This window comes from Helicobacter salomonis, assembly GCF_900197775.1.
GTDB classification, from domain to species: Bacteria; Campylobacterota; Campylobacteria; order Campylobacterales; family Helicobacteraceae; genus Helicobacter; species Helicobacter salomonis.
In genome coordinates this window covers 46049-62183 of sequence record NZ_FZMA01000019.1, presented here as the reverse complement: position 1 = coordinate 62183, position 16135 = coordinate 46049, and the positions used below count along the sequence as shown (strand labels likewise).

19 protein-coding genes are annotated in these 16135 nt (G+C 45.5%); 10 read left to right on the top strand and 9 right to left on the bottom strand.

The annotated features are described in order from the left end of the window. Positions 1-5: 5 nt before the first annotated feature. The 6 genes from C6H04_RS04005 to fliW all read right to left on the bottom strand — a co-directional run bounded on the left by C6H04_RS04005 (position 6) and on the right by fliW (position 3029). The gene (locus tag C6H04_RS04005; protein ID WP_104695045.1) at positions 6-239 is read right to left on the bottom strand and encodes a hypothetical protein; all 234 of its coding nucleotides are present in this window, start codon (positions 237-239) and stop codon (positions 6-8) included. An 89-nt stretch (positions 240-328) separates the two neighbouring features. Further along, the gene (locus tag C6H04_RS04000; protein WP_104732382.1) at positions 329-904 is read right to left on the bottom strand and encodes a thiamine phosphate synthase; all 576 of its coding nucleotides are present in this window, start codon (positions 902-904) and stop codon (positions 329-331) included. Further along, the gene (locus C6H04_RS03995; protein WP_104695043.1) at positions 901-1122 is read right to left on the bottom strand and encodes a hypothetical protein; all 222 of its coding nucleotides are present in this window, start codon (positions 1120-1122) and stop codon (positions 901-903) included. The genes C6H04_RS04000 and C6H04_RS03995 overlap by 4 nt, the downstream gene beginning before the upstream one ends. A gap of 3 nt (positions 1123-1125) precedes the next feature. Then, positions 1126-1806: a F0F1 ATP synthase subunit A gene (locus C6H04_RS03990; protein ID WP_104695042.1), complete on the bottom strand. Its 681-nt coding sequence runs from the start codon at positions 1804-1806 to the stop codon at positions 1126-1128. Between the two features lie 3 nt (positions 1807-1809). Beyond that, positions 1810-2634: a pyrroline-5-carboxylate reductase gene (gene proC / locus C6H04_RS03985; RefSeq protein ID WP_233709779.1), complete on the bottom strand. Its 825-nt coding sequence runs from the start codon at positions 2632-2634 to the stop codon at positions 1810-1812. Then, positions 2631-3029, bottom strand: a complete 399-nt coding sequence (gene fliW / locus C6H04_RS03980; RefSeq protein ID WP_104695041.1) for a flagellar assembly protein FliW — start codon at positions 3027-3029, stop codon at positions 2631-2633. Before fliW ends, proC begins: the two co-directional genes overlap by 4 nt. 122 nt (positions 3030-3151) lie before the next feature. On the opposite strand from fliW, the gene bamD reads away from it, so the two are divergent. The 10 genes from bamD (at position 3152) to C6H04_RS03930 (ending at position 12927) form a co-directional block, all read left to right on the top strand. Next, complete coding sequence (gene bamD / locus C6H04_RS03975; RefSeq protein WP_104695040.1) at positions 3152-3793, top strand: outer membrane protein assembly factor BamD; 642 nt, start codon at positions 3152-3154, stop codon at positions 3791-3793. A gap of 8 nt (positions 3794-3801) precedes the next feature. Continuing rightward, positions 3802-6228 carry an endopeptidase La gene (lon, locus tag C6H04_RS03970; RefSeq protein WP_199766149.1) on the top strand — a complete coding sequence of 809 codons (2427 nt, stop codon included), beginning with the start codon at positions 3802-3804 and terminating at the stop codon, positions 6226-6228. After that, entirely contained in the window at positions 6228-7061 is an 834-nt protein-coding gene (locus C6H04_RS03965) for a prephenate dehydrogenase (protein WP_104732381.1), read from the top strand. The genes lon and C6H04_RS03965 overlap by 1 nt, the downstream gene beginning before the upstream one ends. 8 nt (positions 7062-7069) lie before the next feature. Then, the gene (gene fliQ, locus C6H04_RS03960; protein ID WP_013469567.1) at positions 7070-7336 is read left to right on the top strand and encodes a flagellar biosynthesis protein FliQ; all 267 of its coding nucleotides are present in this window, start codon (positions 7070-7072) and stop codon (positions 7334-7336) included. Next, the gene (locus C6H04_RS03955; protein WP_104732380.1) at positions 7337-8101 is read left to right on the top strand and encodes a UDP-N-acetylmuramate dehydrogenase; all 765 of its coding nucleotides are present in this window, start codon (positions 7337-7339) and stop codon (positions 8099-8101) included. A 182-nt stretch (positions 8102-8283) separates the two neighbouring features. Then, entirely contained in the window at positions 8284-9243 is a 960-nt protein-coding gene (glaH, locus tag C6H04_RS03950; protein WP_104695036.1) for a glutarate dioxygenase GlaH, read from the top strand. A 3-nt stretch (positions 9244-9246) separates the two neighbouring features. Beyond that, entirely contained in the window at positions 9247-10449 is a 1203-nt protein-coding gene (lhgD, locus tag C6H04_RS03945) for an L-2-hydroxyglutarate dehydrogenase (RefSeq protein WP_104695035.1), read from the top strand. Positions 10450-10526: 77 nt separating this feature from the next. Further along, complete coding sequence (locus C6H04_RS03940) at positions 10527-11018, top strand: PAS domain-containing protein (RefSeq protein WP_104695034.1); 492 nt, start codon at positions 10527-10529, stop codon at positions 11016-11018. Positions 11019-11027: 9 nt separating this feature from the next. Next, positions 11028-12167, top strand: a complete 1140-nt coding sequence (locus C6H04_RS03935) for a methyl-accepting chemotaxis protein (RefSeq protein ID WP_104695033.1) — start codon at positions 11028-11030, stop codon at positions 12165-12167. Positions 12168-12207: 40 nt separating this feature from the next. Further along, positions 12208-12927: a hypothetical protein gene (locus tag C6H04_RS03930; protein ID WP_104695032.1), complete on the top strand. Its 720-nt coding sequence runs from the start codon at positions 12208-12210 to the stop codon at positions 12925-12927. A gap of 93 nt (positions 12928-13020) precedes the next feature. On the opposite strand, the gene coaE is transcribed toward C6H04_RS03930, so the two are convergent. The 3 genes from coaE to ggt are packed head-to-tail and all read right to left on the bottom strand — an operon-like array spanning position 13021 to position 16030. Continuing rightward, a complete protein-coding gene (gene coaE, locus C6H04_RS03925) occupies positions 13021-13662 on the bottom strand; it encodes a dephospho-CoA kinase (protein WP_411709975.1) in 642 nt (213 codons plus the stop codon). Further along, entirely contained in the window at positions 13638-14357 is a 720-nt protein-coding gene (locus C6H04_RS03920) for a spermine/spermidine synthase domain-containing protein (protein WP_104695031.1), read from the bottom strand. The genes coaE and C6H04_RS03920 overlap by 25 nt, the downstream gene beginning before the upstream one ends. Continuing rightward, positions 14357-16030, bottom strand: coding sequence for a gamma-glutamyltransferase (gene ggt / locus C6H04_RS03915; RefSeq protein ID WP_411709977.1), 1674 nt, complete (start codon positions 16028-16030; stop codon positions 14357-14359). Before ggt ends, C6H04_RS03920 begins: the two co-directional genes overlap by 1 nt. Between the last annotated feature and the right edge of the window lie 105 nt (positions 16031-16135).

Here is a 16135-nt window from a genome sequence, read left to right as displayed (position 1 = left end):
CTCCCTTAGCTCCCCGCTTTATTTTGGGGGACTTGGGGATTTTGTAAGATCAGGGGTGTGGCATTTCGCACATTAAAAAGTGGGGCTTGTTTGATGAGCTCGGGGGCTTTATTCTGTGTGCTCTGCGTGATGTTAGAGTATTGGAAGCCCACAGCTCCATAAAAACCATTGTTTTCTGCTCCTAAAAACGAGCCATAACCTAGAATTGCTGTGATTAAAGCTAATTGTAAAAATCGCATGAAACTCCTTTATATTTGTGTAAGTTGCTAAGTAAACCCAGCAGCTTATTTTATCATGTATTAGATAAAAACAAGAAAGTTTAAATATTTTAAGTAGTTTGTATTGTATTCAAAAAATATTGGATACCCGCAAAACCTCTAATATTGAGATTGTCTAACAACTCTCTGTTTTGAGAGGTGATTCCACCCAAGGCAAAGACATGGGATTTGAGCGCAGGGCTGAGGGTTTTAAAGTAGTCTAAGCCCAAAGGAGGGGGTTTGTTGGGGGTGGAAAAAATGGGGCTCAGAGTGATAAAATGCGCGCCTTCCTCTAGGGCTTCTTGCACCTCTGAAACACCATGTGCGCTATAAAAACTTGAGAGCGTGGGAGGGATGATTTTTAGCTCGCCTAGCGCCGACCCCTTAGCATGCACTCCCATAAACCCATGTTCTAGGGCCTTTTGGATGCTTATTTGTAAATGTGCTAAGTTGATATAAGTGATAACGCCAAATTCTTGGCAAGTAGAGACAAAACAAGCTAGTAAGGTATCACTGGCGTGAGTGGCGCGCAAACACGCACGAGTGGGGTGATGCGTGCGCAAGATACGCGATAGAGCGATCTTAAAATCCCAAGGATTAAGCGTGCTAAAAAAGGATGGGGTGATACAATAAGATTCTAAGTTCAAATACGCTCGCGCACACTATCTTTCAGCAAGGCGGCGATGGACTTGGAGAGTAGGGCAAAGAAAGCAAAGAGGCCAAAAACAAAAAGAGCAAAGAAAATCGCCACCATCAAACCCAACTCCCTGAAGATAAAAATACTCAGTCCTCCGCAGGCAAGCGCAATCCCCGCGAAGAGACCTGCGAAAAAATCTAAAAAGGCGATGAGAGTGGCTTTTTTCATTGACTAATGATCTTCATCTACAAGAACTGCACCTGCCAAGTAGACATAGGTCAAGATCATGAATACAAAAGCCTGCAAGATACCCATAAAAAAGAGCACCATAAAGGGAGCAATGGGGATAACCCATGGCACGAGCAAGAGCATGATGAGCAAGAACATATCATCTCCCTTGATATTCCCAAAGAGACGGAAAGAGAGCGAGATAATCCTAGAGAGGTGAGAGACAATTTCCACAGGCAACATAATGGGGATGAGCCACTTCACAGGCCCTAGAAAATGGCTAAAGTACTTGATCAGACCTTGGGTGCGAATACCCTCAAAATGGTAGTAGAAAAAGACAATGAGAGCCAACACGAGAGTAAAACTCCAGTTAGCCGTAGGGGCTTCAAATCCTGGAATAATTCCAATCATGTTGCAATAAAAGACAAAAAGCGCAATTGTGCCCGCTAAGGGGAAATATTTACGGGCTAATTCCTCTCCAATGACATCTTTAGCTACATGTAAAATCCCTTCGATAGTGGCTTCATAGACATTCTGCAAGCCGAAAGGCACCATTTGCAATTTACTCGCGGCAATCTTGCCAATCAAGAGAGTGGCAAGCGCACACACGATCGTGTAAAACCCAATGATAAAGCTATGATCTGAACTCAATAATCCTGCAAAAGTAAATAACCGATGCTCCATGTCCTACTCCTCAGATTTAGATTTGGTGCGCCCTTTGCGCACAGCTGCATGGCATGCCTGCATTAAAATGCCTTTAAAAGCCTTCTCTTCGAGCACGCTCAAACCCGTGATGGTTGCACCCCCGGGGGTGCAAATGCTATCGATGATCTCTTGAGGACTCTGCTCTTCTAAGAGTTTAGCAAATCCTTTAAAGCTTTGCTTAACCAAGCTTGAGGCCTGATCTACACTTAGCCCCTCTCGCACGCCCGCACTCACTAGGGCTTGGGCTACCATGCTTAAAAAGGCTAGAGAGCTCCCACTTGTAGCCAGCGAGGCATCGATAAGATTCTCTTGAGCCACCTCCACCACACTCCCTAGGCACTCTAAAAGGGTGTGGGCTTGCTGTTTGATATGCTCGCTTTCATGGGGCATCTTCAACAAACATGAGAAATCTACATACATACTGGTCGCAGAAAGGTGGTGTTGAGCGGCAATATTGGGCATGCAACGCACATATACACTACTTTCAAGATGTTCTTTTAGTGTGTCTACGCCAACCCCTGCCAAGACACTCAACACCATGCACGCCCTTCCCTTGTAGGAGAAATTCCCCAAAGCATAAGGTTTCACAGCTAAGAGCACATTTGCATTATCTATATCAAGTGTGTGCGATGGGGGCAAAGTTTCCATCTCAAGGGGCAAAGATTTTAAGAAATCATGGACTTTGTTGGGATTACGCCCCGTGATTTGGATTTGATAACTCTCTAATTTATGGGCGTTTTGGGCAAAGCCCTTCAACATGGCCTGCGCCATGCGCCCATAGCCAACAATGAGCAAGCGCGTTTTCATGGACACTCCTGCTCTTGGTAAAAGTTAGCAATCTTTTCAGAGATATGATAGTGGGGATATTGGGAGCTATCCAGCACCACTTGCGCCATGAGTTGGTGATCGAAGTTAAATACTAAAGGGGCTAGAAAATTAATCGTGGATTCTTTGAGGGGGTTTTGAATAACCATGATATTGGCAATCAAAATATTTTGGGCCTGATCGAGGTTGAGCAAAACCTGCAGGGCAATGGGAATATTAAATTCATAATTGCGTAGGGCAAAGGGATTGACTAAAGTAAAGGTGGGGGCGATGTCATCAGCGTTGCGCAAGCGCATAAAAATCTCATCAATTTTTTCTAGCTCCATTTTAGAGACCTGCTCAAACCCTAAAATGGGGGATTTGACACTAAACAACATTCCAGCCCTTGCGCATAATGTAAAAGTCCTGATTTTACTACAATCCACTCTAAAAATCAATTCTAGGGCTTAGTGAGTGGGTTTTTTGGTATAATGAGAGTTTTAGAGAATAAGGAATCTGTATGCGTGTGTTGTGGCTCTCGTTAGCGTGTGCGGTGCTGTGGCTAGGTTGTGCCAAGAAAGGCAAGGATGCAATTTACAACCGCCCAGCAATCTTTTGGTATAAAGGGATTTTGCGCGAAATTTTGTTCATGAATTTAGAAACTGCAGACAATTACTACTCTTCCCTGCAGAGCGAACACATCAATTCGCCCCTTGTGCCTATAGCCATGCTTGCTCTAGGACAGGCGCATTTAAAGAAAAAAGAGTTCGTTTTGGCAGAATACTATTTTGATGAGTATATCAAGCGATTTGGCAATGAGGATAATATCGACTACCTCAAATACCTCAAGCTTCAGGCGCGTTATTACTCCTTTAAAAACCACAGCAAGGATCAGGAGTTTATGTCTAACACTATTGGCATGCTCAATGACTTTGTAGACAAATACCCTAATAGTCGCTTTATCAACCAGGTGGAGTATATGCAGGTTAAATTCATTCTAGGGCAAAACGAATTAAATCGCGCCATCGCCAATGTTTACAAAAAACGCCACCAGAAAGAAGGAGTAAAGCGTTATTTAGAGCGCGTGGACGAAGTATTAGAAAAAGAGACTCATCCCAAGAAATCCTATATGCCTTGGTATGTAGCGATATTTAACTGGTAAGGGACAAAATGACAGAAAAATTTCCAAGTGTAGTGCCCGTGATTGTCGATGAAGAGAATTTTATGTATCCCTTCATGATCGCGCCCATTTTTATCAATAGCGAAGCCAATATCAAGGCAGCCAATAAGGCTACTCAGGATAAAAACGATCTGATTTTCGTGAGTTGTGCCAAAAATGGGACAGATAGTGGGACAGAAAAGTTCTACGATGTAGGTGTGATTGGGAGCATTGTGCGCAAGGTAGTGTTACCTGATAACCGCATGAAAATCCTCTTTCAAGGGATTTGCAAGGGTAGGGTTTTGAACATTCAATCGCATGATCCGCTAGAGGCTATGGTGGAGGTGATTACCTACAAGGATTACGATCACGATAAGACCCACGCCATTTTAGAGATTCTCAAAGAAAAAGTGGGTAATCTAGCTAATATTAGCCAGTTTTTCCCCCCCGATCTCTTGCGCGCCATTGATGATAATAGCGATCCTAACCGCATAGTTGACCTGATCGCTTCCGCGTTGCGTCTCAAAAAAGAACAATCCTATAAACTCTTCGCCAACGACAACACCGAAGAAAGACTCTTGGACCTCATCGATTTGGTGATGGAAGAAATCAAAACCCAGAAATTGCAAAAAGAGATCAAGAGCAAGGTCCATAGCAAAATGGAGCAGGTAAATAAGGAATACTTCCTCAAGGAGCAGCTCAAACAGATTCAAAAGGAATTGGGCATTGATAAGCAGCGTGATGAGGAAATCCAAGAATATACCCAAAAGCTCAAGGCGATTGAACCTTTCATCACGCAAGAAATCCACAAGGAGATCAAGAAGCAGATTGAGCGTTTAAGCCGTATCCACCAGGATAGCTCAGATGTAGGAATTTTACAAAATTACATCGAATGGGTGTTAGATATTCCCTTTGGGCAATATAGCGAAAAACAGCTCTCTATTAAGGATGTCGAAAAACAACTCGATGTCGACCACTATAGCTTAGAAAAGCCTAAAGAGCGTATTGTCGAGTATTTCGCCACAATGGAGTTAATGCGCTTGCGCAAACAGGAGAATAAAGAAACTAAGGGCACAATTCTATGTTTTTATGGTCCTCCTGGAGTAGGTAAAACCAGCTTAGCTAACTCCATTGCTAAGGCAATTAGCCGTCCGCTTGTGCGCATTGCTCTAGGAGGATTAGAGGATGTCAACGAGTTAAGGGGACATCGGCGCACTTATTTAGGTTCTATGCCCGGGCGCATCGTGCAGGGCTTGATTGAGGCTAAGAAAATGGATTGCGTGATGGTGCTTGATGAGATCGATAAGGTGGATAAAAGCATGCGTGGCGATCCCGCCAGCGCACTTTTAGAAATCCTTGATCCTGAACAAAACACCAGTTTTAGAGATTACTACACTAACTTTAACATTGACCTTTCTAAGATCATCTTCATCGCCACTGCCAACGACACAGCAACCATTCCCCCACCCTTGAGGGATCGCATGGAATTTATCAGTGTATCTAGCTACACCCCCCAAGAAAAGGAACAAATCGCGCTCAATTACCTCATCCCTCAGGAGCTCAAAAAGCACGCCCTCAAACCTGCTGAGGTCGTGTTTGCTCCCGAAGCAGTGAAACTCATCATTGAAAAATACACCCGCGAGGCAGGGGTGCGTGGGCTTAGACGCTCCATTGCGACTATCATGCGCAAATGTGCTAAGAAAATCCTGCACGATCAAGAGGAAAAAGCTCCTAAAAGCTCTTCTGAAGACCAAATAGGCGTGCGTAAACGAGGCCGTCCCAGCCGCAAAATCCACATCACTCCCCAGAATATCCCTGCTTTCTTAGACAAAATTGTCTTTGAAATCGATCCGATCGATCAAAAGGACGCTTTGGGAATCGTCAATGGTCTGGCATGGACGAGTGTAGGCGGAGATGTGCTCAAAATCGAGGCAATCAAACTCAAGGGCAAAGGGACTTTAAAGCTTACTGGAAGCTTAGGTGAGGTGATGAAGGAGTCTGCCCAAATCGCCCACTCTGTGGTGAAAGTGCTCATCGATGAAGACGCGCTCACTCCCAAAAAGAAAAAGAGTAAAGAGGGTAAAATCTATAATCTCTATGACATCCACCTGCATGTGCCAGAGGGGGCTACCCCCAAAGATGGTCCTAGTGCGGGGATCACGATGGCCACGAGCATTGCCTCTATTCTATGCGATAAGAAGGTGCGTGCAGATGTGGCAATGACGGGCGAGCTCACTTTAAGTGGGCGGGTTTTACCCATTGGTGGGTTAAAAGAAAAACTCATTGCCAGTTTCAAGGCAGGCATTAAGACTGCTTTAATCCCCGAAAAAAACTACCAACGAGATTTAAAAGACATTCCTCAAGAAGTGCAAGAGAATATGGAAATTAAAGCCGTGTGCCATATTGAAGATGTGCTAGAAATAGCCTTGGTGCCTTAATGCGTCTTGGCATTATTGGGTTAGGTTTGATGGGAGGTTCAATGGGGTTAGCCTTGCAGGAAGTACGCACCCAGTTAGGGATTAGAAGCCTTGTGGGCTTTGATCGTAACCCCGTACACGCCCAAATGGCCTTGAGTTTGGGACTTGTGGAGGAGTGTGTAGAACTGGCTCAAATTCAAGAGTGCGATCTCATCATTTTGGCCACTCCCATAGAGGGTATGATTGAGATTTTAACCCACCTCAAACCTGCGCCCACGAGCACTATCATCGAGTTAGGTGGAGCAAAAATGCAGATGATTCGTGCCATTCCCCAAGCCATCCGCCTCCAGGTGGTAGCAACTCACCCAATGTGTGGCACAGAATTTCATGGTCCCAAAGCTGCCCTGAAAGATTTGTATAAACATAAAATTGTGGTGTTGGTGGATAGCGACAGAAGCGCGCCCCTCCACCTACAACGCGCTAAGGAGCTCTTTAGTGCCATTGGCATGCAGATGGTCAAAATGGGCGCATCAGAGCATGATCGTCATGTCGCCTTTGTAAGCCACTTGCCCCATGCGATTAGTTATGCTTTAGCCAATGTGGTTTTAGCCCAAGAGAGCCCGCAAAATATTCTCTCTTTAGCCGCTGGAGGGTTTAGGGACATGAGCAGACTTTCTAAGAGTTCCCCTGACATGTGGCGGGGGATTTTTGTGCAAAATCAGGGGCATATTTTGGAGGCCTTGGAGCTCTTTATTGCAGAGATACAGCAGGTGAAGGGCTGGCTGGAAGCCCAGGAGTGGGACAAACTCCGAGCGTGGATGCAACAAGCTAACCGCCTACAAGAATTCATGTGAGGACGCGCATGGAAGCCCAGCTCATGAAACTTGCCATTGAAACTTATAAGATCACCTTAATGATCTCCTTGCCCGTACTCTTGGTGGGTTTGGTGGTGGGGCTCTTGGTGAGCATTTTTCAGGCAACCACACAAATTAACGAGATGACCCTATCCTTTGTGCCTAAAATCTTGGCTGTGATCGCCGTGATTGTAATTACCATGCCTTGGATGCTTAACATGCTTTTAGATTACACCAGCATGTTGTTTAAATTGATTCCTAAACTCGTATCTTAAATGGTCTTGGATTTTTCTAAATATTCCAGTGTGAAAATCGGGGGCAGAGTGGAGGTGGCGTTGTTGCGCGCTTGCGGGAGCTATGAGGTGCAGATGGTAGGCTTGGGCAATAATCTCTTAGTTTCCCCCCATGCGCGCAATCTAGCGATTCTAGATCGTTGCTTTGACTATATAGAGGATATGGGAAGTTTTGTAGAGGTGGGGGCGAGGACGAGCGCGCAAAAACTCTTTGGCTATTTTAGAGATCACAATTTAGGAGGACTAGAATTTTTAAGCGCGTTGCCTGGAAGTGTGGGCGGATTGCTTAAGATGAATGCAGGAATGAAAGTCCATCAAATGAGCAATGTCGTGTTACAAGCCAATATCAATGGGACATGGGTGGACACAGAAGCGTTAGGTTTGGCGTATCGTACTAGCGCGTTTGAGGGCGTGGTCTTTGGGGTACGCTTGCAAAAGAAGCGTGGTTTTAGAGAAGGCATTTTACAAGAATGTAAACAAATGCGCGCCTACCACCCCAAGAAGCCCAGTTTTGGGAGCTGTTTTAAAAACCCGCCCGGGGATTTTGCCGGCAGGCTATTAGAGGCGGTGGGGCTTAAGGGGTTTAGCTTGGGACGGGTGGGCTTTTCTAGTGCGCATGCCAATTTTCTCATCAATATAGGGGGCGCGCACTTTGAGGAGGCCCTAGATTTGATTGCCCTAGCTAAAGAACAGGTTTTTGAATCTTTTGGGATTTTATTACAAGAGGAGGTGTGTATTCTCACTTAAAAGTTCCAAAAAGTCTACACAAGTAACAAGAAATATCAAATCATTATTCGATTCTTGCCAATATCTTAACAAAATTTGCAATTATTACGATGTAGGTACTAGCCACTATCCGCGTTCTTTCAGGGTGTTGTGGATCGTTGGCTGGAGCCTCAAAAATTTTAGTCTAATATAAAGGAGAGTAGATGGCCTATCATATAGAAACAAAAGCTTTTAGCGTAGAACCCACTTCTTATTCCCAACGGCTCTTACAAGTTACTTTAAGCCAAGACACTATCGAGAAATTCCTCGAAGAAATTGCAGTGTATCCCGTGCAAGCTTTGGAATATAAATCCTTCTTGCGTTTCAGGGTAGCGCAAATTTTAGACGCGCTTTGCGAGCACAAACTCAAACCTTTCTTAGAAAAATCTCTGGGGGATCGCAACACGGGTGCGTTATTGGTCAACCCACAGGGAGTTGATCGTGTTGAACAGGGCGATGAAATGGTCAAAATTGCCACGGCTTTTGTGCATCTGATTGGACGCTCTAATTTTGACTTGATGACCGGGCAGTTCTATGCCCGTTGGGCCGTGCTCAACACCGACAATTCAGATAGCTATCTGAGAAAGCCTGATAGGCCTTTGGAATTACACAACGACGGGACTTTCGTCAACGAGGTGACCGACTATGTGTTGATGTATAAGATTGACGAACAAAACATGGAGGGGGGAGATTCGCAACTTCTACACCTAGATGATTGGGAGGAGCTAGACAAGTTCTACAATCACCATTTGGCTAAGAGAGTGATGCGCTGGTCTGCGCCTCCTAGCAAGAATGTTACCAGCGATGTTTATCATCCCGTCTTTGAAGCCGATAGCCATGCCAACCCCGTCATGCTCTACATCGATCAGTTTGCACAGCCCAAAGATTACGAGGAGGGCGTGTATTTGGCTGACTTGGGCGATTCCTTGGAAAACTCCAAGGCTAAGTTATCTTTTCCGGTCCCAGTGGGGCAGTTCTTACTCATCAATAACCTTTTTTGGTTACACGGGCGGGATAGGTTTCAGGCGCATCCAAATTTGCGGCGGGAGTTGATGCGTCAAAGAGGCTACTTTTCTTTTAGCACCAATCCTTTCAGCCGCTATAAAGACTTTAAAAACTTCTAAAGCATGGCTGTGATTTACGATTGCGCCATCGTGGGGGGGGGAATCTTGGGGCACTCTGTCGCGATGCAGTTGCTGGAGAGATACCCCGACTTCAAGGTAGTGCTCTTGGAAAAGGAATCCCAAAGTGCCATGCACCAAACAGGGCGCAATAGTGGCGTGATCCATGCCGGCGTATACTACACCCCTGGCACGCTCAAAGCCCGTTTTTGCTACGAAGGCAATAGGGCGACTAAAGAGTTTTGCGCCAATCACGCCATCCCTTACGAAGAATGTGGCAAGTTATTGGTAGCTAGTGATGAATTAGAGATGCGTAGAATGCAGGACCTCTTGGAGCGCACAAAAGAGAACGGATTAGAGAGAGTGTGCTTAGATGCCCAAGAGCTCAGAGAAATGGAAAAAAACATCGTGGGTTTGGGAGGCATATTTTTTCCTACAAGTGGTATTGTAAGCTATGTAGAAGTTACACAGACAATGGCCAGGTGCTTTAAAGAGAGAGGTGGAGAGGTCATTTACAATGCCCAAGTGGTGGGTCTTAGCGAGCACGCTAGAGGGGTTAAGATCAGCACATCAAATGGGGTATTCGAGAGTAATTATCTCATTTCGTGTTGTGGTCTGCATAGCGATCGCTTAGTGCGCATGTTGGGCATTGTGCCAGATTTCACCATTTGTCCCTTTAGAGGAGAGTATTTCAAGCTTATTAGTCAGCATAATCAAATCGTCAAGCACTTAATCTATCCCATTCCCGATCCGAGTATGCCTTTTTTAGGAGTGCATTTGACAAAGATGATTGATGGGAGTGTAACCGTTGGCCCTAATGCAGTGTTGGCCTTTAAAAGAGAGGGATATTTAAAGAGTGATGTGGGTTTGCAGGATTTGAAAGAGATGATCATGCATAGAGGGGTGAGAAAGGTAATTGCCAAATATTTCAGTGCGGGTCTCTTAGAGCTCAAGCACTCCTTTTGTAAGAAGAGTTATCTATCTTTGGTGCAAAAGTATTGCCCCTCTTTGCGCTTAGAGGATTTGCAACCCCACCCAGCTGGAGTGCGTGCGCAAGCGGTGAGCAATGAGGGGGAGCTCATTGAAGATTTTCTCTTCTGTAATACGGAACGCAGTGTAAATGTATGCAACGCCCCTAGCCCAGCAGCCACTTCGGCATTGCCCATTGGCCGTCACATTGTGCAACAACTGGAAAATCTTTTAGCGTGATATTTTTTTGAGGCGGTATATGATATATTTGACGAGATTTGTTATAAGTGTCTTAGAATGAGCCCTAGGGAGTGTTGATGGAGAAGTTTGTAGATAAGAATTACTTTTTGGTGACTAAAACCAACACCAAAGGTGTGATCACCTACGCTAACAAACCTTTTATAGACATTGTAGGAGGAAATGGAGAAAAGGATTTGTTGCACAAGCCACACAATGTGGTGCGCCATCCTGACATGCCTAAGTTAATCTTCAAGATGATGTGGGGGGCTATCAAGCAGAAACAGGAAATTTTTGCCTATGTCAAGAATAAAACTTTCAACGGAGATTTCTACTGGGTTTTTGCAAATGTGACGGTGTCCGTGGATGCCAATGGTATGGTGGTGGGCTATTATTCCGTGCGCCGTGCACCCAATAGGAAAGCTGTGAGTATTGTAAGTGCCTTGTATAAAAATTTGTTAGATGCGGAAAAGCGTGGAGGGATACAAGCGAGCACAACGCTCTTGGAAGATACTCTGCAAGAAGAGGGCTGTGACTACCATGCTTGGGTCAATAGATTACAACGACTATAGGGAGCGTATATGCTGGGTTGGTTGACAGCGAAGAAGGATGATTCTCTGCGAAAAATCGCAGATTGTGTGATGGCTGTGCGCGATGGTCACTTGGAGCACCGCATTACAGAAATTGATGAAAAAAGCCCTTATGCAGCGATCGCGCATGGCCTCAATGATTTGCTTGATCAAATCGAATCGGTGTTTAGAGAAATGGATGCCTGCGTCAAAGCAGCGCACGAAGGTAGGGATTATCGTAATATTTTCCATGAAGGCTATCGTGGAGTGTTTAAGCAGTACGCACAGCATGTAGAGACTCATGTTAAAGGAATCACGGCAATTAACAATAGCGAGATTGTGTCGAAATTAGCGAACATGGACGGGGGAGCTAAGGGAATCAGGGATGTGCTCGCCAAGCTTGATGATAAAGTCAAGCAGTCTGCACAAAACAAAGAGTTGGTGCAACACATTGAAGAAAACTCTTTGACAAGTCAGAAGCAAATTGAAACCATTCGTGCAGATTTGGCACATTTCAGTGATAATTGCAATAATGTGAATGTGGTCATGGATGATTTACGCAATAAGATGGACTTTGTCATGCAGGTTACTAATGTGATCAGCGACATCGCTGATCAGACCAATTTATTGTCCCTAAATGCAGCCATTGAAGCGGCTAGAAGCGGGGAGCACGGGCGCGGGTTTGCCGTCGTGGCTGATGAAATCCGCAAATTAGCTGAAAAAGTGACCAAGGAAGTGAGCAGTATTAAGGCGAGTTTTAGTCACTTTCAAGAGGATATTGTCAAGTTAGGCAAGGAATTTAGCGAAGTGAGTTCTCTGAGCTCAGGCATCCAACAACACTTTGAGGAATTTCTAAAAGTGCTCAAAACCTTTGTGGATAATAGCCATGAGAGTTTGGATAAATCCAAAGAGCTGGAGAGTGGGCTAGAGCACATCATGCGCCATATCGAGTGGATTGTGTTAAAAATGAATGTCTACCGAAGTGTGGTTACCAATAGTAAAGACAATATTGAGCTGGAAAAGGCTTTGGGATCGGAAAGTTTGGTGCTCATTCACGAAATTTTGGACAGCCTCAAAGACCATTACAATCTTGGAGAAGTGAATACTATGGTGACGCGCCTGCAGACCTTAGATGCCATAGAAGTTCCCTAGAACTTCATAGACATGTTAGAATGGTATAAAAAGGACGCGTATGAAATATGTGAAATTGGCGGTGGCTGTGATTGTAACCCTGGGATTGTTCATCGGGGGGTTGGCATTTGAGCGTTTCGTGTTGGGAAGGCATAGCGTTAGAGCTCCGGCTAGTCAGATCAACTTAGAGCTTAAAGAAAGCCAACAGGTTACTCCCAAAGCTTACAGCGTGCAGTTGCTTTTTAGCAGTGGGAGCGCGCTGTTGAATGCACAGAATTTGAGCGTTGAACAAGAAGAGAGCATTAAAAATGCCTTCAAGCAGATCAACCTTTTGGCCAAGGAGAGCAAGTTATGTCAAGAGACCAGTTATAGCTTGCGTCCTAGTTATAATTTTGTCGAGCACAAACAGGCATTGTCAGGCTATCGGCTGTATGCTGGTATGGCTTGCGAGTTTGATGTGACAAAGGCAGGAGCCTATGAAAAATTGCGCGATCAGATCGCTAGGATTGCTGCAGAAAACACTTTTTTTGTGCTCAACACACCCGCCCTGCACCTGCGAGTCGACGCAAAAGATCGTGCCGGTCTGCAAACTTTGCTCTTAAATAAAGCGCAACAAGAGCGCGATCTCTTTGCAAAGACTTTAGGTAAGCAATGCCTCATCAGAGACCTCAGCTTTTACTCTGCTGAAGATAACTTTACCCGTTTTGCTCTAGCCCATGAGAGTGCGCCACGCCGCATGCAACTTAGCTTGAGCGCTAAACTTACTCTGCGTTGTTTTTAAAGGTTTAATCGCCGGGCAGAATTCCGCTCTGCAAGCGTGTGGCTTGTGTTTGAGCGGGTGTGGGTTCTCAGCGCACCTGGTGGTAACGCGCAATCACGATCTAGATTCTTTATCGTTAGTGGCGGTGTGTTTTAACTCTACAAGCAGTTTTTCTACTTCTTGTTGGAGATGTCTAAGGTCTTTGGAATTGTCCAAAATAAAAGAACTAAGAGCCTTTTTGGTTTCAATATCCATCTGCGCGTTAAGGCGCTCCAAAATTTGATCTAGATTGAGTTTATCGCGCTTGGCTACACGCTGGATTTGCAAAGTTCTAGGAGCATAGACTAACACCACATCAGAGATGCCGTAACTTTCTGGTCCCTTTACTTCAAAGTAAAGAGGAATGTCCAAAAAGTAGAGTTGGCGGTGGGCTTCTAGCTGTTGGGCTTGATCGAGTATTGCCGCACGCACTTTGGGGTGAAGCAGAGCTTCCAGTTTAGCACGCGCTGCCCCGTCGCTAAAGATAAGGGGAGCTAGGGCTTGACGCGTGATGGTGTCTTTGATTGCCACTTGAGGAAAGAGATGCGCAATTTCTGCATTGTGTTTTTCAAAGAGGTCGTGGGCGATCTGATCCGCATCTAGCACGTGGTAGCCATGCAAGCGCAAGAGGTTGGCTACAGTGCTCTTGCCTGTGCCAATCCCCCCGGTGAGCACGAGCGCATTTTGTAGATTCAATTTTTGAGCAATCTTGCGCACGCACCCTTGAGCCACTGAGGTTGAGCAAAGGCAGCGTGGTGGATTTCAGCATTGTAATAACGCAATCCATCGAGCATGTCGATTTTTTGGAGCAACATGTCGGCCAAGGGGTGATAGTGCTTGGAGATGAAGAGATAAATTTGAGGAGTAGGCGCATAAGGAGTATTAAAGGGCATTAAAATCTGCGCACACGCCTGTAGATCCTTCAAAGTGTCTTTAAAGGCTTCTTGTTCCAGAAGAGGACTGGGGGCTGTGGAAACCATAAAACCTTTGGGAGCTAGCATGCGCTGCAGCCCATCCACTTGATGAGCCGTGGGAGTGCTCAATAAAATGATGATATCATAGGGTTGCAAGTCTAAATCGAGGATTTTACTATAGAGCTTGAAGCGGGCATGGGTTTTGGTCTCTTTAAACTGAGGTAGAAAAGCGTGCAAATTCTCCAGCATTGCATGGTCTTCCTGCACAAAATCCACATGTATGTCTTCATGTTTGAGCAATTCAAAGGCGATTTGCGTATCAAACCCCCCAGTAATGAGCACGCGCTTTGGGTTAGGGTGCACACACGCACTCCCATGCGCTAACAACTCACTCTGGATAAAGGGGTAACTTTGAAAAAACATCCACTCTTGCGTGTTATTGCGCACAATCCCCACCTGCGCACAATCCGTTCCAACGATTTCTAACTGGTGTGCCATTAGAACTCTTTACGGGGGTCTTGCGCCCCATACATCACACGACTTTTCTGATCGACAACAATCGCATTCACATCACCCATCACGGGTTTTACCACAATTTTATAACCCATCTTCTCCAAATTCTCTTGTACATCTTTGACCATGCCAAAGGGCTCCGTGCGGATTTCATCAGGCAACCACTGCATGTGAAAGCGCGGAGCACTCACCGCTTGAGAGATATTCATTCCATGGTCGATCACATTGCTAATCACCTGTAAGACCGTGGTAATAATGCGCGCTCCCCCAGGACTGCCCACCACCATAAAGACCTTATTGTGTTTGAGCACAATGGTAGGCGACATGGAGCTAAGGGGGCGTTTGCCCGGCTCAATAGCGTTGGCATCGCCCCCGATTAATCCGTAGAGATTGGGTACACCGGGTTTAATGGAGAAATCATCCATTTCATTATTGAGCAAAAAGCCCGCTCCATTGATCGCAGCCGCACTGCCGTAGTAGTCGTTCACGGTGTAGGTGATGCTCACCGCATTGCCCCATTTATCTGCGACAGAATAGTGCGTGGTATTCTTGCCCTCATGGATCTGTCCTAACCCTGGTTGTACTTTGGCACTATCAGTAGCCTTGTTGGGTAAAATATCCTCATAGATTTTCTTCGCATAAGCCTTGCTAGTGAGCTTTTCGGTGGGAACGGTGGTGAAATCTGGATCGCCCATAAAAACCGAACGATCTGCGTAGGCTTGGCGCATGGCTTCTGCCATGACATGGATTGTTTGGCTGGAGCCAAAACCTAACGCGCTAATATCAGCGTTTTCCATCGTATTGAGAATTTGAATAATGTGCGTACCCCCTGAACTGGGAGGAGCCATAGAGATGATTTTATAGCCTCTATAGCTGCCTTCAATGGGTTTACGCCACACCACTTTGTATTGGGCCAAATCCTCTTTAGTGATAATCCCCCCATTCTTCTTCATGTCTGTTGCAATCAAATCTGCGATTGCACCCTTATAAAATGCCTTTGCGCCCTCATTCTTGATGAGAGTGAGGGTTTTAGCTAAATCCTTTTGCACCAAGAGATCTCCAGCACTATAGGCAACTGAACCCTTTTTGAGGAAGTACTTGCGACTACTAGCATACTTGGCAAAGCGAGGCTTGGCATCTAACATAGTTTCCCCCTGCCGTTGCGTGAGTCTAAAACCCTTTTGAGCCAAGTCAATGGCGGGTTGAATCAAGGTTGCTAGTTTACGCGTGCCGTATTTCTTTAGCATGGCATCCATGCCAGCTACGGTGCCAGGCACTCCTGCAGCTAAATAGCCATCGGTACTTAATTTGGGAATTACATTGCCTTCTTTGTCTAAATACATATTTCTAGTTGCTTTGAGTGGAGCTTTTTCTCTAAAATCTAAAGTGATATTCTCCCCATTGGCTAGATGAATCACCGCAAAGCCCCCACCCCCTAAGTTACCCGCTGCTGGATGCACCACCGCCAACGCATAGCCCATTGCTACTGCTGCATCGATCGCGTTCCCCCCCTCATCTAAGACGCGTTGGGCAATTTTATCAGCTAGAGGATGACTAGAGAGAGCTAATGCCTTGCCCTTAATAGGAGGCAAGCTCGCCGCAAGCGCGCTGGAGCTAAGCCCGATGCCCACACAAAGCACCGCCAACACACGCCACATTTTAACCATATAAAAACTCCTGATATCTAAATGCGCTATCCTAACATGACTAGACTTACAGCCAGCACAATTAGGTTATAATAGCCCAAATCGATAAAGGACGCT

Coding starts and splice junctions, on each gene's coding strand:
- fliQ (WP_013469567.1), top strand. CDS start 7,070: ATGGAAGCCCAGCTCATGAAACTTGCCATTGAAACTTATAAGATCACC.
- C6H04_RS04005 (WP_104695045.1), bottom strand. CDS start 239: ATGCGATTTTTACAATTAGCTTTAATCACAGCAATTCTAGGTTATGGC.
- C6H04_RS03995 (WP_104695043.1), bottom strand. CDS start 1,122: ATGAAAAAAGCCACTCTCATCGCCTTTTTAGATTTTTTCGCAGGTCTC.
- ggt (WP_411709977.1), bottom strand. CDS start 16,030: ATGTGGCGTGTGTTGGCGGTGCTTTGTGTGGGCATCGGGCTTAGCTCC.
- lhgD (WP_104695035.1), top strand. CDS start 9,247: ATGGCTGTGATTTACGATTGCGCCATCGTGGGGGGGGGAATCTTGGGG.
- glaH (WP_104695036.1), top strand. CDS start 8,284: ATGGCCTATCATATAGAAACAAAAGCTTTTAGCGTAGAACCCACTTCT.
- lon (WP_199766149.1), top strand. CDS start 3,802: ATGACAGAAAAATTTCCAAGTGTAGTGCCCGTGATTGTCGATGAAGAG.
- C6H04_RS03920 (WP_104695031.1), bottom strand. CDS start 14,357: ATGGCACACCAGTTAGAAATCGTTGGAACGGATTGTGCGCAGGTGGGG.
- proC (WP_233709779.1), bottom strand. CDS start 2,634: ATGAAAACGCGCTTGCTCATTGTTGGCTATGGGCGCATGGCGCAGGCC.
- C6H04_RS03935 (WP_104695033.1), top strand. CDS start 11,028: ATGCTGGGTTGGTTGACAGCGAAGAAGGATGATTCTCTGCGAAAAATC.
- C6H04_RS03930 (WP_104695032.1), top strand. CDS start 12,208: ATGAAATATGTGAAATTGGCGGTGGCTGTGATTGTAACCCTGGGATTG.
- C6H04_RS03965 (WP_104732381.1), top strand. CDS start 6,228: ATGCGTCTTGGCATTATTGGGTTAGGTTTGATGGGAGGTTCAATGGGG.
- C6H04_RS03940 (WP_104695034.1), top strand. CDS start 10,527: ATGGAGAAGTTTGTAGATAAGAATTACTTTTTGGTGACTAAAACCAAC.
- C6H04_RS03955 (WP_104732380.1), top strand. CDS start 7,337: ATGGTCTTGGATTTTTCTAAATATTCCAGTGTGAAAATCGGGGGCAGA.
- C6H04_RS03990 (WP_104695042.1), bottom strand. CDS start 1,806: ATGGAGCATCGGTTATTTACTTTTGCAGGATTATTGAGTTCAGATCAT.
- bamD (WP_104695040.1), top strand. CDS start 3,152: ATGCGTGTGTTGTGGCTCTCGTTAGCGTGTGCGGTGCTGTGGCTAGGT.
- fliW (WP_104695041.1), bottom strand. CDS start 3,029: ATGTTGTTTAGTGTCAAATCCCCCATTTTAGGGTTTGAGCAGGTCTCT.